Below are 17024 nucleotides of genomic sequence, written 5' to 3'. Positions count from 1 at the left end.
TTGTCACGACGGCCGACCACCCGTCATTCCGGCTTCGCCGCCAGGAGCTGCCTCTTCGCGTCTCTCGACGCAGCGCCGGCAGACGAGCGGGCACGGGCTCAGGGCGGCGGCCTCGCCGAGACCGCTGTCATGCAGGATCATCGCCGCCGTGTCCTCAACATTCGACGTCTCGTCGACGACCTGTTCGCCCGGGACACCGAGGAGGTCGAGTTCGGCGTACCAGGCGCGCATCATCTCCGGGGTCACGTGGGCCAGGTCCGGGCGGCCGGCGTGCCGGCGCAGCGTTTCGTCGAAACCCACGTCCATCCAGAACACGTACGACGGGCCCGGATGCCCGGCGATGAGCTCACGCAGCGGCGTGCCGTACTGCCCGGTGTGCAGGATCCCCTCCAGCACGACGTGGTATCCCGCCTCGAGCGCCGCACCGCTCACCGTTGTGATGAACCCAGGCGCCACCGTCGGGGAGCTGTCGCTACCGTGTTCGCGAAGCACCTCACGGCGCAGATAGTCCTGCTCGATCAGGGCGACGCCCCGCCCGTAGCGGCGGCGGATCTCTCTCGCCACGGTCGACTTCCCGCTGCCGGAGTTCCCCCGGATGATCACCAGCGTCGGTGCGTTCCCGTTCGTTGTCATCGGCCCCCGCCGGGCCAGGTGATCGCGACCTGGGAGTGCCGACGCGGTAGGAGCAACTGCAAGTCGTCCGTCGCCGGCAGCGGGGCGCCGACCGGGTGCACGGTGATGCCCGGGCCGCTTCCGTGCCGGTGATGCTGGTCCCAGGCGACGATGAGGTCGGCGAGCTCGGCCGCCGGCGCGGCGCCGCCGGGGCCGAAACCGTGGGCGCCGAACTGGTAGCTGCTCTGCTCGTGCCGGCGCAGGGTGAGGTGGGCGAAGCTGTCCCCGGCGAGCAGGGTGGGACAGACGAACCGGTTGTCCGGGTCGAGCAGATCCCCGACCCGGCTCCGATCGACGGTCAGCGCCCCGTACGGGCGCGGCTGGCTGGCCAGCCACAGATGGATGGACTCGAAAGCCCCGCCTTCGTCGATGCGGGCGGTGACCGGCGACCACACCTCCACGCGCGGCGTGTGCAGGGCGGCAGCAAGCGCTTCGGCGTCGGCGGTGGTGCTCGGGTCGTCGATGGTCAGGACGATGTCGTTGCCGAGCAGGGGTGTGCGCCGTACGGGGTCGTGCCCGGCTCCTTGCATCGGCACGAACCCGCATTGCCGGGCGGCGATCGCGACAAGGTGATCGCCGCGGCGGCGCAGGGTCAGGCAGCGGGTGTTGGCGCGCATCCGTACCGGTGCGACCAGCAGCCCTTCTGGAGCTAGCTGCTCGATCCAGGCCGGTGGGATGTCGCTGCACTCCACGGTGACCAGGATGGCGTCGTACGGTCCGCCGCCCGGGTAACCGTTCTCCCCGTCCGCACAGATGGCCTCAACCACCTGGCCGTATCCGGTCCGGGCCAGCGCAGCCTGCGCGTTCGCGATGACCTGCGCATCGATGTCGACACTGACCACCGTCCCGGCCGGACCGACGAGTTCAGCGATCAGCGCGGCGTTGTAACCGCCCGAACCGATCTCCAACACGCGCCCGCCAGGCCGGAGACGAGCAGTCTCGAGCATATGAGCCTGCAGCCATGGGGCGGAGATCGAACTGGTGGTCGCACCGTCAGGAGTGCGGACGGTGATCACCGTGTCATCGGCGTACGCCGCTCGGACGCTGGTGCCGGCCGGGGCGAACTCGTGCCGCGGCACCGTGGAGAACGCGGCGGCCACCTCCGGGTGGGTGATCCAGCCCTTCGCGGTCAGGTGCTCGACCAGCTGCTGCCGAGCCGTTTCGGGCGACAAATCCTCCATGAGTTCGTTCACGGTTGCTCCTTCGCGAGTTGGACTTCGCCGGGCACCTGGCCGTCGGCCGAGGAGTCCGACTGGGTTCGGCCGGTCGCTGGGTTTATCTCTACCGGTCGCCCAAGGTTCAGCAGTCGTGACGCGCTCGCGGGTCGCCGAGGTCGGCGATTCTGTCGTTCGTCAGAAGGACTGGCCCATATCGCCACAGGCGTCGTCGCTCCTGACGATGATCGACGGGTCGGCGTCAGCAAGGTCGCGCATCGGGGCGAGCAGGACCGTCGCCTGCTGAGGCAGCGCCGACGCGTGCGGGGCCTGGCGTCCTGGCCGATCCGCCGGCAGCGCGCGAGCAGTTCGTCGCCTTCCTGGCACACCGCCACCGCAACGGTCGATCAGTGCTCTGCCACCTCTACGCCCTTGGCAACGACCTTGCTGCGCTGACTTCCAGGGCCGTTCCACGGCTGCTCCGTGGGTCAGAAGCTGGCCTTGACGATGGCTTGGCTATGTGCCGATCGAATCTTCGCACCCAGTCGTCGTACCAGCCGGGCAGGAGGTCCAGCGCGTCCGGGGCCGACGGGAGAATGGCCAGGTCCTCCACCGTCGGGATGTCGCGAATCAGCCGGGTCGCCCAGTCGTTGAGCAGGTGGACGTCGACCGCTACGTCGTCGCGCAGCTTCAGCGACCACTTGTCCGCCGCGAGCAGATCGATGCCGGCCGCCTTCAACCGCCACAGCGCCGACCGCAGATTTCCCGACGCCCGGAGATCATCCCCGATGGGCCACAGCGCGCCGGCCGCGCATCGTCGCTCGATGCGCCCGCGGTGCAGGGCGACGATGACCAGCAGGCGCTTGCTTCCTTCCGGCACCTCGATCCGACTCCCGTCGACGGTCACGAAGGGACCCTCGAAAAGGTGCAGGGCAGGTGCGTTCCGTCCGCTCGGCCGTTCAGCCGGCGGGCTCATCGGTTGAGTCAACATGTAGGTCGTCAGTCACGAGACTGACGGCGTCGTGTCACCACAACGTCGTCGGGTGACCGATATCCCCGTCAAATCATGGCATCCGGAAATCCCTGATCATGATCTTGGCTGACACAGTCACCACAGATCACACCGAGGTATCACAACACTCTCTGAGCCCTTCGGCGGCATGGCGAACTGCCGGGCAGGTGTGCTGGAGTGCCGACGGTGCAGCTGTGGTCGGGGCAGTGGGAGGCTTGCGCGGCTCGGACCCTGACAGTGAGCTCGACCGAAGCGGTGCGGCAGCTGTTACCGGACCCACGGCGTCGAGCGATCATCCGCAGCGATCGTCATGGCTGATCGACGGGCGTGGGCTCGTCGCTGACGCATTCGACGATGTCGCCGGCAGCACGCATGGCGTCGAGGAAGCGCCGGAACACCGGCCACGGAAGGGTCCATCGGCCATGCATGGTCAGCGTCACGTGGTCGCAGGGCATCGGGATGAACGGACCGCTGTTCCGGGACGCGTCAGGGATGCGGACCTCGATGTAGTTGTTCTCGGCCGCGCGCGTGTCGACCTCGTACAGCTCGTAGCACCACGAATCATCGTGATGGAAGTGATTGACCTCGAACCGACGGGTTCCGTAGGTCCAGGCATTGAGTGTCAGCGGAAGTGTCGTGGCCTCGGTCGACAAGTCACGTGCCTCGTCGACCAGGTCACCACTGGAGTCGAGCACGCGTATCAGATTCGCCAGGATCGGCCATGGCAGTGTGCCGCCGCCGGAATGAATGACGATGTGCTCTGCCGGCCTCGGCGTGAAGGGTCCGATGGGTGTCGCGTCTGGAATGGAGACAGAGAGGTAGGGGCCGGTGCCGGGAGGTCCCGTAAGACCCATCAGCTCGTACTGCCAGGCATCGTCGAGGAGGCTGTATCCCGAGGAGGCCTCGTACAACTTGCCGTCATGGGACCAGATCTCCATCGCTGGATGATCGCAGCTGCCGACCACCATGCCGAGCGATATCCGACGGTGGCCGGAAAGAAGGCCGATGCCGGCCGGTGGCGCGAGCAGGCCCCGCGGGTCGGCGACCGCGCTTGCGCGGCGGTCAAGGTGAGCTACCACTGGCACTACTTGACTCTTGTGGTCCCCAAGGACGCGGAGAAGACCGGCCCGAGATCCGGACCAGCCTTCTGACCTGCGAAAGAACTTTGTCGGGCTGACACAGTCGGGCTGACAAAGCCGCACGGCCACAAGCCTTCAGCATCGGTGGCGTCTACGCCCCGCGTCGGCCCACCAGCCGGCGCAGGACATCAGCGTGACAGTCGACGTCTAACGGGCACCAGCACGCCAGCGCGCGCCCCGGTAGTGCACGTTGCGCCCGTTTGATCAACTCGGGTCGATCCTGCAGCCTCTGACGGTGTAGCCGCAGCGCTTCTTCGCGGCCGTGCGTGCGGACGCCGTAGGGATCGGCCCACGGCGAACGGCGCAGGCCGGAACCCTGACGTCCTACATAGATCGCGTCAGGCGGCACTACCGGATGGTGGAGATCCCCGGACACGCCGTTCTCGTTGACCATGCCGCTGCTGCGACGCCGCCACATCCCCTCGCCCAGGTCCGGGGACAACTTGGTCTTGCGCGTCCCTCCGCGGCGTCGGGCTTATCTCGCGATGGCATTGCGGTCCCTTCAGCGGTCCCGCTGCCGTTGTCACATCATTGATCGCGAGGGGTGCGGTGTCGCGCAGAGGCAAAGCCGAGCCAGGTGTGGCGGTTGCCGGCCCAGCACCATCCGATCTTGGGGGCTCTGCGTCGGGCCCTGCCGTCGTGTCCGGTGCCGCCGCTGATCCAGATGGCGGGTGTCCGGGCGTCGAGGGTGGCGCCCTTAGGTTTGCGCGAGCCGATGGTCATGTAGCAGTGGTTGGGTTCGAGCATCTTCGGTTCCTGGAGCAGCCAGCTGATGCCCTCGTTGATGGTGAGCGGTGTTCGTCCACGGTCGCGGATGGCCGGTAGCGCCTCGTCGGGGCTCCAGTTGCGCATGTCGTCACCGCGGTCGGGTTCGCGGATGAGATAGAGCGGGCAGTCGGGTAGTGCAAGACCGTCGATGGGCACGAACTGCTCGAGGTCGGTCATGTCGTCGACGACGAAGCCGGGCTTGTCGTGGTGGCGCAGCAGCGGTGCCAGTTGACGCGCGGTGGCCAGCCCGGGGTGCACGGCCAGCGTGCTGTGTGGTTCGTCCGGCAGGGCGGCGACGTAGGTGGCGAGTTCCGCTGGACTACGGCCCGTGACGTCGGCGAGACCGGCTTCGAGCAGGCGGTCCAGCAGGTGGATCAAGTTCATGCGCTCTCCTCCTGGTGAGCGATGGGGGCGTGTCGTGGTGCACGATCACCGGCGATTCAGCCCGAGGCTGTGGCTGAGCGGCGCAGGCCGCGGTACGCACCAGCGCTGGGCGTGGCGGTCCAACCGGTAGCGAAACCAGCCACGCTCGCCCACCCGCCGTCGAGGCGATGGTCTTGCTGGCGCCGTGGGGCCCGAGCAAGCCGTGGATGACCCCGGGCGGCACGGCCAGGTCGAAGCCGTCCAGGGCGTCGAGATCGCCGTACCACCTGCGAAGTCCGTCAGCCGCCGACGTGTAGTAGGCCGCCACACTGCTCCTAACTCCGTATGCCTCACGGAAATATCAGCAGGGAACACCGTATACCATACGAGGTAATTTATGTACGTGGCCGCCCATTACGCAGCAGCCCTGGGCACCGCGGTCCGGACACGATCGTTACGGGCCGACCGGCGAAGCACCCGTACTGACTTGGTTCATCCTCGCTCAGCTCCTCGGCCGGCCGGGCGTGACAAATTACGACGGATCCTGGGCGGAGTACGGTCACTGATGGATTTGCCCTACGCGACCGCTGGGCCATGGTTCGGCGAGTTCAGCCGATTCTGGGGCCGACGACATGGGTTGATCGCATAGACCTGGTGGCCGACCGCGAGTATTGCCTGAACCCGGGTGCCGCGGTCGGTTTCAATCCCGATTTCCACATGGCCGGACGCCTCCGCAGGGTCAAGGTCCGCCCAGGACGACACACCGGCTCGTGCTCAGCGACGAGCGACTCCTGCCGGGTGACGCCGTCGAGACCCCTTTCGACCCTGACTACCGAGTACCGCGAACGTCAGGGGCGGAACCGGTAGCCCATGCCGGGCTCAGTGAGAAGGTGCTGCGGGTGGGCCGGGTCGTTCTCGAGTTTGCGGCGCAGCCGGGCCATGTACTGCCTCAGGTAGTTGCTCTCGTTCAGGTACTGCGGGCCCCAGACGTCGTTCAGCATGGCGTGCTGGCTCAGTAGTTTTCCGGGATGGCGCAGCATGTAGTCGAGCAGCCGCCACTCGGTCGGGCTGAGCCGGACATCGCCGTCCTCGTTGGTCACCGTACGGTCGAGCAGATCGACGGTGTGCCGGCCGATGGTGACGGTGGAGTCCTGGTCGCCGGTCTGGTGGCCGCGCCGGGTGACGGCTCGGATGCGGGCCAGGAGCTCGTCGACGCCGAACGGTTTGGTGATGTAGTCGTCGGCGCCGGCGTCGAGCGCGTCGACCTTGTCCTGGCTGCCCGCCCGGCCGGACAGCACGATGATCGGGATGCTGGTCCACCCGCGCAGGCCGCGAATGACGTCGGTTCCGTCCATGTCGGGCAAGCCGAGGTCGAGCACGATCAGGTCGGGGTGCTGGCGGGACGCGGCGTGCAGGGCGCCGGCGCCGTCCGGGGCGGTTTCGACGTCGTACTGGCGTGCTCGCAGGTTGATGCGCAGCGCCCGGACGATCTGCGGCTCGTCGTCGACGACGAGGATCCGGGTCATGCGGTCCGGCCGGTGGGCAGGGTGAGGATCATGGTGAGTCCCCCTCCGGGGGTGTGGTCGGGAACGAGGGTGCCGCCCATCGCCTCGGTGAGGCCGCGGGACAGGGCGAGTCCGAGGCCGACGCCGGTGTGGTTGTCCCGGTCGCCGAGGCGCTGGAAGGGCAGGAACACGTCGTCCCAGCGGTCCTCGGGGATCCCTGGCCCGTGGTCGATGATGCGCAACTCCAAGGTGTTGGCCAATGTGCTGGCTGTGATGGCCGGTGGCTGGGCGGGCGGGCTGTAGCGCAGGGCGTTCGCGACCAGGTTGATCAAAATCTGCTCGAGCAGGCCGGGGTCGGCGCGCACCGGCGGGAGATCGTCCGGTATGTGCACCGCGACCTTGCGCCCGTCCGGTCCGAGCTCGTCGAGGGCGCGGGGTACGGCGTCCTCGGCACCGAGGTCCACGGCGTTGACGCCGAGCGCGCCCGCTTGCAGCCGGCTCATGTCGAGCAGGTTGGTGACCAACCGGACCAGGCGGTCGAGCGACTCGTCCGCGGTGGCCAGGAGTTCCCGGCGATCCTCCTCGCCGAAGTCCACCTCCTCACTGCGCAGGCTGGCCACTGCCGCCTTGGCCGACGCCAGCGGGGTGCGCAGGTCGTGGCTCACCGCGGCCAGCAGCGCAGTGCGCATGCGGTCGGCCTCGGCGAGCGGCTTGGCCGCCGCGGCCTCGGCGGCGAGCCGTTCCTGGCGCAGCGCGACGGTGGCCTGGGCGGCGAAAGCTTCGACGATGCGCCGGTCGGAGGCTTCCAGGGGGCGACCCCGCAGCAGCATGGTCATGTCGTCGTCGACCTTGACTTCGACGTCGGCGTCCCGGGCCACGGTGCAGGCCTCCCCCACGTGGGCAGCGACGGTGCCGTGGTCGAGCAGGGTTACGGAGTCGAGAGTGAACGTCTCCCGCAGCCGTTCGAGCAGGGCCATCAGCGGACGCTCCCCGCGCAACACGCTGCCGGCCACGGTGGCCAGGGTCTGGGCGTCGGCCGAGGCGGCCGCGGCCTGCCGGGTCTTGCGGGCCGCGGTGTCGACCACCCAGCTCACCGCGAGGGCCACCACCACGAAGATGGCCAGAGCGAGCAGGTTGTCGCCCTCGGCGATGGTGAACCGCCCGAAAGGAGGGGTGAAGAACCAGTTGAGCAACAGCGAACCGGCAACCGCGGCGAACAGCGCCGGCCACAAACCGCCGATCAGCGCGACGCCGATGACTGCGGCCAGAAAGAGCAGAATGTCGTTGATCAGCGAGAGTGACGGGCCTACCTCGAGCAGAGCGGTGAGGGCGGGCAGTCCGAGCAGAGCGGTCAGCAGCCCGGCAATGCGGCGACGGCGGGACAGGGCGGCTGGCAGCCGCCGGGCGCGGCGGCCCTGCGCGGCGCGTTCGTGGGTCACCAGGTGCACGTCGATGGAGCCGGACATCGCGGTGGTGGTGACGCCCACCCCAGCCGAGAACAGCTGGGCGAGCTTGCCGCGGCTGGACGCGCCGAGCACGATCTGAGTGGCGTTGACCGCACCGGCGAAATCGAGCAGCGCACGCGGCACATCGGCGCCGACGACCTGGTGGTAGGTGCCCCCGAGGCTCTCGACCAGGACCCTCTGGCGGGCCAGGACGGCCGGGTCGGCGCCGGCCAGGCCGTCGTTGCGGGTGACGTGCACGGCCATCAGGTCGGCGCCCTTGTCTCGGGCCGCGATCCGGGCGGCGCGGCGGATAAGAGTGTCACCTTCGGGACCGCCCGTCAGGGCCACGACGATGCGTTCCCGGGTCTCCCAGGTCGCGCTGATCCGATTGTCGGCACGGTATTTGTCCAGCTGCTGCTCGACCTTGTCGGCCAGCCACAACAGCGCCAGCTCCCGCAGTGCCGTCAAGTTTCCCGTACGGAAGTAGTTGCCCAGCGCCGCGTCGATCTTCTCAGGTTGGTAGATGTTGCCGTGCGCCATCCGCCGGCGCAGCGCCTCCGGAGTCATGTCGACCAGCTCGACCTGCTCGGCTGCGCGCACCACCGCGTCGGGCACGGTCTCGCGCTGCTGGGCGCCGGTGATCTGGGCGACCACATCGTTGAGCGATTCCAGATGCTGGATGTTGACGGTGGTCAGCACGTCGATCCCGGCGTCCAGCAGGACGTCGACGTCCTGCCAGCGCTTGGCGTGTTTCGATCCTGGCACGTTGGTGTGGGCGAGCTCGTCCACGACGGCCAGCTCGGGCCGGCGGGCCAGTACGGCGTCGAGGTCCATTTCGGTGAACTCGGCGCCCCGGTACTCGACGGTGCGGCGTGGCACCACGTCGAGGTCGGCGATCATGGCCTGGGTGTGTTTGCGACCGTGGGTCTCGACCAGGGCGACCACGACGTCGGTGCCTCGCTCGGCCCGGCGGTGGGCCTCTTCGAGCATGGTGTAGGTCTTGCCGACGCCAGGAGCGGCGCCGAGGAAGATCCGTAGTTCTCCGCGTGCCATGTCGGCGCCGCTCCTCCCTTCGTACGGTTACTTGCCGGCGTCGAGCGCGATGTTGAGCTCGAGGACGTTGACGGCCGGCTCGCCCAGGAAGCCGAGCGCCCGGCCGTCGGTGTTCTGCTTCACCAGGGCGCGGACCGCGTCCTCGGTCAGGCCGCGTTCCCGGGCGATTCGCGGGACCTGCAGCTCCGCGTACGCGGGGCTGATGTTCGGGTCGAGCCCGCTGCCGCTCGCCGTGACCGCGTCGGCGGGCACAGCCGGCTTGTCGGGTGCGTCGCCACGGATCGGCGTGATGACACCACCCTCGGCCACGTAGTCGGTGCCCGGCACGGCCGGCTCGACGGTCACCCCGGCGTACGTCTGAATGAAGGGGTCTGCGGTCTGGTTGACCGAGACCGCCCGCGTCACCGGACCGGTCAGGCCGTCGCGGTAGAAGACGGCCAGCACGGCGCCCACGCCGTCGGGGGTGCAGTAGGGCCGGGTGCCGTCGACGTTCTCCAGCTTGCCGATCGCCACGCTCCGCTCGCACACCTGGGTGAGCAGACTCTGCGACGCATCGTCGGGGTTGTCCGAGAGAGTGTCGACCACACTCTCAGGACCGAGGTTCGACGCGCCGGTCGAGGTGGGGTCGTAGCCGTCGCCCGCCTTGGACGGACGGCTCTGGAAATACTTCGGGACCGGGTTGCCGTCGGCGTCGGTGTAGGCCTGGCCGATCAGGCTGCTGCCGACGGTGGTGTCGGCCATCGTGACGAGCGAACCCTCCGCCTTGCCGGACAGACCAGGAACCTGGCCGATCGCGACGAACGCCAGCGGATAGGCCAGTCCGAGAAGGACGGTCAGGACGAGCAGCGCGCGCAGCGCCGCGAGATGCTGGCTGAGCCAGTTGGGAAGTCGCATGTCAGATCCCAGGGATGAACTGAACGAGAAGGTCGATGAGCTTGATGCCGGCGAACGGCACGATCACGCCGCCGAGGCCGTAGATCCACAGGTTGCGTCGCAGCAGCGCCGAGGCGCTCGACGGCCGATAGCGCACGCCGCGCAGAGCGAGCGGGATCAGCGCGATGATGACCAGTGCGTTGAAGACGACCGCGGACAGGATGGCCGAGCCCGGCGAGTGCAGCCGCATGATGTTCAAGGTGTCGAGGCCCGGGTACACCGCCGCGAACATGGCCGGAATGATCGCGAAGTACTTGGCGATGTCGTTGGAGATCGAGAACGTGGTCAGCGCGCCCCGGGTGATCAGCAACTGCTTGCCGATCTCGACGATCTCGATCAGCTTGGTCGGGTCGGAGTCAAGGTCGACCATGTTGCCGGCCTCCTTGGCGGCCGACGTGCCGGTGTTCATGGCCACGCCGACGTCGGCCTGGGCCAGAGCAGGTGCGTCGTTGGTGCCGTCACCGGTCATCGCGACCAGCCGGCCGCCTTCCTGCTCCTTCCTGATGTAGGCGAGCTTGTCCTCAGGGGTGGCCTCGGCCAGGAAGTCGTCCACACCGGCCTCGTCCGCGATGGCCTTGGCGGTACGCGGGTTGTCACCGGTGATCATCACGGTGCGGATGCCCATCTTGCGCATCTCGTCGAACCGGGCCCGCATGCCCGCCTTCACGACGTCCTTGAGGTGAATGACGCCCAGGGCCCGTGCCGGCTGACCGGCGACGAACTCGGCCACCACCAGCGGGGTGCCACCGCTGCCGCTGATCGCGTCGACGATCCCGCCGACCTCTTCGGTCGGGTGCCCGCCGTTCTGGCGGACCCACTTCATGACCGCCGAGGCGGCGCCCTTGCGCACTTCGCGGGCCGCCTGGTCGCCGTCGCCCGCGAGGTCAACGCCGCTCATCCGGGTCTGCGCGGTGAACGGCACGAACGTGGCGTTCGACATCAGGCCGGGTTCACGCTCCCGCAGACCAAACGAGTTCTTGGCCAGCACCACGACCGACCGGCCCTCAGGCGTCTCGTCGGCCAGGCTGGACAACTGGGCCGCGTCGGCCAGGGTGGCGGCGGTGACGCCGTCGACCGGGACGAACTCGGCGGCCTGCCGGTTGCCCAGGGTGATCGTGCCGGTCTTGTCGAGCAGCAGCGTGTTCACGTCACCCGCCGCCTCGACCGCCCGGCCCGACATCGCCAGCACGTTGCGCTGTACCAGCCGGTCCATGCCGGCGATGCCGATCGCCGAGAGCAGCGCCCCGATCGTCGTCGGGATCAGGCACACGATCAAGGCGACCAGCACGATCCCGGTGACACCGTGCGCGTTGACCGCCAGCGTGTCCGGCGCGGCCGCCTGCCACGCCTTCGAGAAGATGGCCAGCGGCTGCAGCGTCACCACCGAGAGCAGGAAGATGATCGTCAGCGCGGCCAGCAGGATGTTCAGTGCGATCTCGTTCGGCGTCTTCTGCCGGTTCGCGCCCTCGACCAGGGCGATCATGCGGTCGACGAAGCTCTCGCCCGGCTTCTGGGTGATCCGCACGACGATCCGGTCGGAGAGCACCTTGGTGCCGCCGGTGACGGCCGAGCGGTCGCCGCCGGACTCGCGGATGACCGGGGCCGACTCGCCGGTGATGGCCGACTCGTCGACGCTGGCGATGCCCTCGATGACATCGCCGTCACCGGGGATGGTCTGCCCGGCCACGACCACGACGACGTCGCCGAGCTTGAGGTCGGTGGCCGGGATCTCCCGGCCGTCCTTCAGGATCGCGACCATGTCCTGTTTGGACGCCCGCAGCGCCGCTGCCTGGGCCTTGCCCCGGCCCTCGGCGACCGCCTCGGCCAGGTTGGCGAACACGACCGTGAGCCAGAGCCAGACGGTGATGAGCCAGGCGAAGACACTCGGGTCGGCGATCGAGAGCACGGTGGTGAAGACCGCGCCGATCTCGACGATGAACATGACGGGGTTGCGCCACATCAGGCGCGGGTCGAGCTTCTTGGCCGCCGCGGGCAGCGACTGCCACAGCTGTTTCGGGTCGAGCAGACCGCCGCCGATCTTGCGGCCGTCGGCCGGGACAGCCGCGTCAGGCTGAGTCTTTTCGAGAGTGGGGGTGGTCATGACAGGCCCTCCGCGAGGGGTCCGAGAGCAAGGGCGGGCAGGAAGGTCAGCGCGACCAGCACGACGGTGACGCCGACCACGAGCCCGACGAACAGGGGTTGGTGGGTGGGCAGAGTGCCTTCGGACTCGGGGGTGGCTTTCTGCCGGGCCAGGGAGCCGGCCAGGGCCAGCACCAGCACGATCGGCAGGAACCGGCCGAGCAGCATGGCCAGTCCGAGCGCGGTGTCCCACCACGGCGTGTTCACCGTGATGCCCGCGAAGGCCGAGCCGTTGTTGTTCGAGGCGCTGGTGAAGGCGTACAGCACCTCGGAGAGACCGTGCGGGCCCACGTTCAGTGCCGTGCTGTTGTTGCCGGTGGCGAAGGCGGCGGCCGTACCGATCAACACCAGCGCCGGCGTGACCAGGAAGTACGACGAGGCGAGCTTCATCTCCCGGGCGCCGATCTTCTTACCCAGATACTCCGGGGTGCGACCGACCATGAGACCGGCCACGAAAACCGTGATGATCGCCAGGATCAACAGGCCGTAAAGTCCGGAGCCGGTGCCGCCGGGCGCGACCTCGCCGAGCATCATGTTGACCATCGGCATCATGCCGCCCAGGGCGGTGTAGGAGTCGTGGAACGAGTTCACCGCGCCGGTCGAGGTCAGCGTCGTGGCCGCGGCGTAGGTGGCCGAGTCGGGGATGCCGAACCGGGTCTCCTTGCCCTCCATGGCCGTGCCGACCGCCTGCGGCACCGTGCCCGCGCCGTGCAGCTCGAAGCCGACGGTCAGCGCGATCGAGGCGATGGCCAGCACGGCCATGACCGCGACGATCGCGTATCCCTGCCGGTTCTGCCCGACCATCCGGCCGAACACCCGCGGCAGGCTGAACGGGATCAGCAGGAGCAGGAAGATCTGGATCCAGTTGGTCCAGGTCGTCGGGTTCTCGAACGGGTGGGCCGAGTTGGCGTTGTAGAAGCCGCCACCGTTGGTGCCGAGCAGCTTGATCGCCTCCTGCGACGCGACCGGGCCGCCGGTGATGTGCTGCGCCGCACCGGTCAGCGTGGTGACGTCGGTGCCACCGGACAGGTTCTGCACCACCCCGCCGATCATGAAGATCAGCGTGACCAGCGCGGTGATCGGCAGCAGCACCCGCACCGTGATGCGGGTCAGGTCGACCCAGAAGTTGCCCAGCGCCCCGCTGCCCCGCGAGGCGAACCCGCGGATCAGCGCGACCGCGACCGCGATGCCGACCGCCGCCGAGACGAAGTTCTGCACCGCCAGGCCGGCCATCTGCACCAGGTGACCCATGGTCGACTCACCGGAGTAGGCCTGCCAGTTGGTGTTGGTGACGAAACTGACCGCGGTGTTCCAGCTGACGTGGCTGTTGACCGGGTCGAAGCCGAGTGAGAGCCACAGCTTGTCCTGCAGGCGCACGAACGCGTACAGGAAAAGAACGGAGACGGCGGAGAACGCGAGCACACTGCGGGCGTAGACACCCCAGGTCTGCTCGGTGCCCGGGTCGACGCCGACGAGCCGGTAGACGCCGCGCTCGACGACATTGTTTCGCTTGCCGGTGACGACCCGGTACATGTAATCACCGAAGGGCCGGTAGACCGCGACGAGCGCCAGCACCAGGGTGATGACGAAGATCCAGCCGGCCATCAGAACTTCTCCGGGAACAACAGGGCCGCCACCAGAAAAGCGGCCAGCAGGACGGCCACAATGAGGCCGATGACGTTGACGGCGCTCACCAGCGTTCGACCGCCTTGATCAGCACGGTCAGCGCTGCGAACAGCGCCACCGTGATCACGACGAACACGAGATCAGCCACGGCAGGACTCCTAGAGGAATGTGTGGTGTTGCTTCGGAATGAAGCATCGGCGCGTCGATACGCTTTGTCATCGGCGTTCACGCGATGACTACACCCACCGGCCGATCGTTAACACCCTTTTTACGGGGAGGGTGACAGCCGCCACCGGTGAATCGGCGTGATCGCGGCGTCAACATCGGCCCGGGCTATGCATAAAAACTGTTAACAGAGCGCCGGGCGAGGCAACCCAGGCGTATATCTGCAGTCATGACCAATTTCCCTGGCGCGCAGCCGGAGACTGAGGACGCCCGGCACGAAGCGATCGTCTGCGTCCGTCTCAAGACGACCGTCGCAGGCAGCTACCTGCTCGATCACCTGCGCGCCCAGCCGTACGTCGTCGCGGCCTGGTGGATCGCCGCCGACATAGACGCCGTCGTGCTGCTGTCCGCGCCCAGCATGCGTGCACTGCACCGCGCCGTCGACGACCTGCGAATGCTCGGCGGCGCCCAGGCCGCGGACGCCCACATGGTGCTGCGCAAGATGAGCCTGGCCACCCGCCGCTGACGGCGCGAAGAAGATCGCCGCCCACGACAAAATCTTCTTGACTGCTTCGGTGAGCGCATGTGCCCACTCGAGTGGGAGGTCACGTATTTGTTGACGCGCTTTTCACGCGCTCGGTCGGCGCCGGCGGGTGCTGTCCGGGCATCCTTGGCATCATGGACAACACGTGGTTGCACTTGTTGCTGGGCGTGCTGGGGGTGCTGACTGTGTTCGGGAGCGCGGCACTCGGCGCATACGTTCTTTCATCCACCTCGCTGCGCCCGCCACCCGAATGACCTAGCCAGGCGCGGCACGAAGTGCGAAGGGCCACCCGAACCGGGCGGCCCCTTCCTATCAGGAAAAGTCACTCGCTCGCGCGGCGTAGCAGGTCCTCGAAAGTCTCCCGTCGCACCAGGGTCCTGGTCTGACCGCCGGCGACGCCCATCACCGGTGGCCGGCCGACGAAGGCGTCACGGCGGTGGTGATACGCGCCGGTTCCGGCCACGGCGATCAGGTCACCGGCGGCGACATCGGCCGGCAGCCGCACCGATGCCTGCTCGTCCTGATCCGCCCCGCCGACGATTCTCGCCCGGTGCAACCGGGCCGTCGACTCCCGGCCGATCAGACAGGCGGTGTGCCGGCCGGCACACTGCTCCGTCGCCACGCAGTCGGGCACGCTGCCGTCGAGTATCACTGTCGTCTGCTGCGGGCCCTGGAGGACCTCGCTCACCCGGTGCAGAGTCAGGCCGGCACGGGCGACGACGGCCCGGCCGGGCGAGACGGTGAGCCTAGGTTCGGTGATTCCGTAGCGCTCCGCGGACAGTCGCATCATCGCGCGAACCCGGTCGGCGAAAGCGGCAACGGCGAAGCCGTCGTCGCCGTCGGCGTAGGAGACCGCATGACCGCCACCGAGGTTCAGCGCCGGCACGGTCACGCGGTAACGGGCCCAGATCACGGCGCAGAAGCCCATCGCCTCGCGCAGGCAGGTTTCGAACGCGACGAAACGGCTCAGCTGATGCCCGATCGAGCAGTCCAGTCCGGCCAGGACCAGATTCTCCGAGGTGAGCACCCGCTTGATCGCGGCCAGGGCGGTGCTGGAGCCCAGTGCCAGCCCGTACCGGTAACGGCCGCCACGACCGGCCCTCGAAGGCACCACCCGGACGAGGACACGTTGGCCGGTCGGCGCCCGCCGGGCGATCGCCTCGACCTCGGCCAGGGACCCGGCCACGATCGCCGCACCACAGGAATGGGCCGCTTCGAGGTCGGCGACGGACTTCTTCGAGCCGTACAGCACCAGATCGGCGGGCTTGAACCCGGCCAGCAGCGCGGTCCTCAACTCGGCTGCCGAGGCGACGTAACAGCCGAGGCCGGAGCCGGCGATCCACCGTCCGACGCCGGTGTTCAGCCCCGCCTTGGCGCTGTAGGCGACCGCGCCGGCGCCGAACGCGGTCACGTACTCCGCGCACCGGGCCCGCACATCGGCCTCGTCGAGCACGTGCCCGGGAGTGCCGTAGGTGGCGGCCGGCGTCGTCATCCGGATGCCACCCACGAGCAGGTCGCCCTGGGACGCCCAGCGAGCGGTGGCCGGCCAGACCTCCGCGTCGAGTGCGGGACGCAACGACGTGCGCAGCGACGGCAGCAGCTCGGTGAGCGTCATAGCGCCCGTCCGCCGGTCATGAAATCGTGTTCCATGTCCCGACGGTGCACCCGGATCGCCTCCACGGAAAGGGCCGGTGACGCGTTGTTCACGCCGGACGCGCCGATATTGACACCGTGGATACATCGGCAACGGCATGGCCCCAACCCAGCAGCGCGGGGTAGCAGGCGGCCAAGGCCGCTCATCGCTATCGCCGTCCTGTTCTCACACGGTCGGCGGTGGGTCCGCCGGCCGGTTCGCTCAACGATCGATGCGTGACGGGCTTTTCTCCAAGGACGTGATCGCCTCGCGCAGCATCCGGCGGGTGACCTTGCTACCGCCGGCTCGAGCCGTTCGCTCCCATTCCCACAAGGAACGCGCCCGCCCGCTGTTGTTGCACGACCAGGCCCGGACGGCCATCAGCGTCGCTTGACGCCGACGTGCTTCTGCTATCGCGAAGCGCAACGCCTCAAGTCCAGCCAGGGACGACGAGATTCCGACGACTACCTTGCCCCGCTCATCACTCATCCTGCCAACCTGCGCTCGGACGGGACCAGTCACCAGGGTCGTTCACACGGATACAGCGTCCGAGGCGCAGATTTTGACGCGTTGTCAACGCCCACTGCCGGGCCGGTGAGCCTCGGCCGGGTGACCCTGGTCCGGTGAACGAGCAACCGCCTCCGGTCGAGGCGCCACCCGAGTACGCCGTACCCGCGGTCATGGCCTCCCCCGCCCACGAGAGCACGCCGTCGAAGGGTGTGGCCGGCTGGCTGCTGCGCCATCGGGTGCAGCCGGTCGGACCCGCGGCGCAATCCTGCTCGCCCTGCGCGACGCCACCGGCGTACGCCCGCACTGCTATTTCGCCTGGGCCGAAGGCAGCCCGCTCGTCCACATGATCCGCCAGGAAGAACA

18 protein-coding genes are annotated in these 17024 nt (G+C 68.4%); 3 read left to right on the top strand and 15 right to left on the bottom strand.

Annotated elements, in window-relative coordinates:
- Positions 1–3 precede the first annotated feature (3 nt).
- From NAG42_RS25795 to NAG42_RS25780, 4 genes are all read right to left on the bottom strand, one after another.
- Positions 4–633: an AAA family ATPase gene (locus NAG42_RS25795; protein ID WP_250033704.1), complete on the bottom strand. Its 630-nt coding sequence runs from the start codon at positions 631–633 to the stop codon at positions 4–6.
- Positions 630–1865: a methyltransferase, FxLD system gene (fxlM, locus tag NAG42_RS25790; RefSeq protein WP_250033702.1), complete on the bottom strand. Its 1236-nt coding sequence runs from the start codon at positions 1863–1865 to the stop codon at positions 630–632. Before fxlM ends, NAG42_RS25795 begins: the two co-directional genes overlap by 4 nt.
- Before the next feature lie 385 nt (positions 1866–2250).
- Positions 2251–2733: an AfsR/SARP family transcriptional regulator gene (locus tag NAG42_RS25785; protein WP_250033700.1), complete on the bottom strand. Its 483-nt coding sequence runs from the start codon at positions 2731–2733 to the stop codon at positions 2251–2253.
- A 413-nt stretch (positions 2734–3146) separates the two neighbouring features.
- Complete coding sequence (locus tag NAG42_RS25780) at positions 3147–3776, bottom strand: hypothetical protein (RefSeq protein ID WP_250033697.1); 630 nt, start codon at positions 3774–3776, stop codon at positions 3147–3149.
- Between the two features lie 6 nt (positions 3777–3782).
- On the opposite strand from NAG42_RS25780, the gene NAG42_RS25775 reads away from it, so the two are divergent.
- Positions 3783–3989 carry a hypothetical protein gene (locus NAG42_RS25775; RefSeq protein ID WP_250033693.1) on the top strand — a complete coding sequence of 69 codons (207 nt, stop codon included), beginning with the start codon at positions 3783–3785 and terminating at the stop codon, positions 3987–3989.
- A 79-nt stretch (positions 3990–4068) separates the two neighbouring features.
- Here the strand turns inward: NAG42_RS25775 and NAG42_RS25770 are convergent, their stop codons facing one another.
- From NAG42_RS25770 to NAG42_RS25725, 9 genes are all read right to left on the bottom strand, one after another.
- A complete protein-coding gene (locus tag NAG42_RS25770) occupies positions 4069–4371 on the bottom strand; it encodes a DUF4326 domain-containing protein (protein WP_250033689.1) in 303 nt (100 codons plus the stop codon).
- A gap of 134 nt (positions 4372–4505) precedes the next feature.
- On the bottom strand, positions 4506–5129 hold the full coding sequence (locus tag NAG42_RS25765; protein ID WP_250033686.1) for a DUF5701 family protein: 624 nt from the start codon (positions 5127–5129) through the stop codon (positions 4506–4508).
- Between the two features lie 827 nt (positions 5130–5956).
- The gene (locus NAG42_RS25755) at positions 5957–6634 is read right to left on the bottom strand and encodes a response regulator (protein ID WP_250033684.1); all 678 of its coding nucleotides are present in this window, start codon (positions 6632–6634) and stop codon (positions 5957–5959) included.
- On the bottom strand, positions 6631–9111 hold the full coding sequence (locus NAG42_RS25750; protein ID WP_250033682.1) for a sensor histidine kinase: 2481 nt from the start codon (positions 9109–9111) through the stop codon (positions 6631–6633). Before NAG42_RS25750 ends, NAG42_RS25755 begins: the two co-directional genes overlap by 4 nt.
- Before the next feature lie 27 nt (positions 9112–9138).
- Entirely contained in the window at positions 9139–10005 is an 867-nt protein-coding gene (locus NAG42_RS25745; protein ID WP_250033680.1) for a potassium-transporting ATPase subunit C, read from the bottom strand.
- 1 nt (position 10006) lies between these two features.
- Positions 10007–12145 (bottom strand): potassium-transporting ATPase subunit KdpB, encoded by a 2139-nt coding sequence (gene kdpB, locus NAG42_RS25740; protein ID WP_250033668.1) that lies wholly within the window; start codon positions 12143–12145, stop codon positions 10007–10009.
- Positions 12142–13788 (bottom strand): potassium-transporting ATPase subunit KdpA, encoded by a 1647-nt coding sequence (gene kdpA / locus NAG42_RS25735; protein ID WP_250033666.1) that lies wholly within the window; start codon positions 13786–13788, stop codon positions 12142–12144. The genes kdpB and kdpA overlap by 4 nt, the downstream gene beginning before the upstream one ends.
- Positions 13788–13877: a K(+)-transporting ATPase subunit F gene (gene kdpF, locus NAG42_RS45055; RefSeq protein WP_250033664.1), complete on the bottom strand. Its 90-nt coding sequence runs from the start codon at positions 13875–13877 to the stop codon at positions 13788–13790. The genes kdpA and kdpF overlap by 1 nt, the downstream gene beginning before the upstream one ends.
- Positions 13874–14038 carry a hypothetical protein gene (locus NAG42_RS25725; RefSeq protein ID WP_250033662.1) on the bottom strand — a complete coding sequence of 55 codons (165 nt, stop codon included), beginning with the start codon at positions 14036–14038 and terminating at the stop codon, positions 13874–13876. The genes kdpF and NAG42_RS25725 overlap by 4 nt, the downstream gene beginning before the upstream one ends.
- 165 nt (positions 14039–14203) lie before the next feature.
- Between NAG42_RS25725 and NAG42_RS25720 the strand changes: the two genes are divergently transcribed.
- On the top strand, positions 14204–14500 hold the full coding sequence (locus tag NAG42_RS25720; RefSeq protein ID WP_250033658.1) for an Lrp/AsnC ligand binding domain-containing protein: 297 nt from the start codon (positions 14204–14206) through the stop codon (positions 14498–14500).
- Positions 14501–14840: 340 nt separating this feature from the next.
- Here the strand turns inward: NAG42_RS25720 and NAG42_RS25715 are convergent, their stop codons facing one another.
- A complete protein-coding gene (locus tag NAG42_RS25715; protein WP_250033655.1) occupies positions 14841–16133 on the bottom strand; it encodes a diaminopimelate decarboxylase family protein in 1293 nt (430 codons plus the stop codon).
- Between the two features lie 240 nt (positions 16134–16373).
- Positions 16374–16640: a universal stress protein gene (locus NAG42_RS45390; RefSeq protein ID WP_369077114.1), complete on the bottom strand. Its 267-nt coding sequence runs from the start codon at positions 16638–16640 to the stop codon at positions 16374–16376.
- A 134-nt stretch (positions 16641–16774) separates the two neighbouring features.
- Here NAG42_RS45390 and NAG42_RS25710 point away from each other — a divergent pair, with 134 nt between their 5' ends.
- Positions 16775–17008, top strand: coding sequence for a hypothetical protein (locus tag NAG42_RS25710; RefSeq protein WP_250033652.1), 234 nt, complete (start codon positions 16775–16777; stop codon positions 17006–17008).
- Positions 17009–17024 lie beyond the last annotated feature (16 nt).

It is taken from the genome of Paractinoplanes maris, assembly GCF_023544465.1.
Lineage (GTDB): Bacteria > Actinomycetota > Actinomycetes > Mycobacteriales > Micromonosporaceae > Actinoplanes > Actinoplanes maris.
This window is presented reverse-complemented; position numbering and strand designations above follow the sequence as displayed.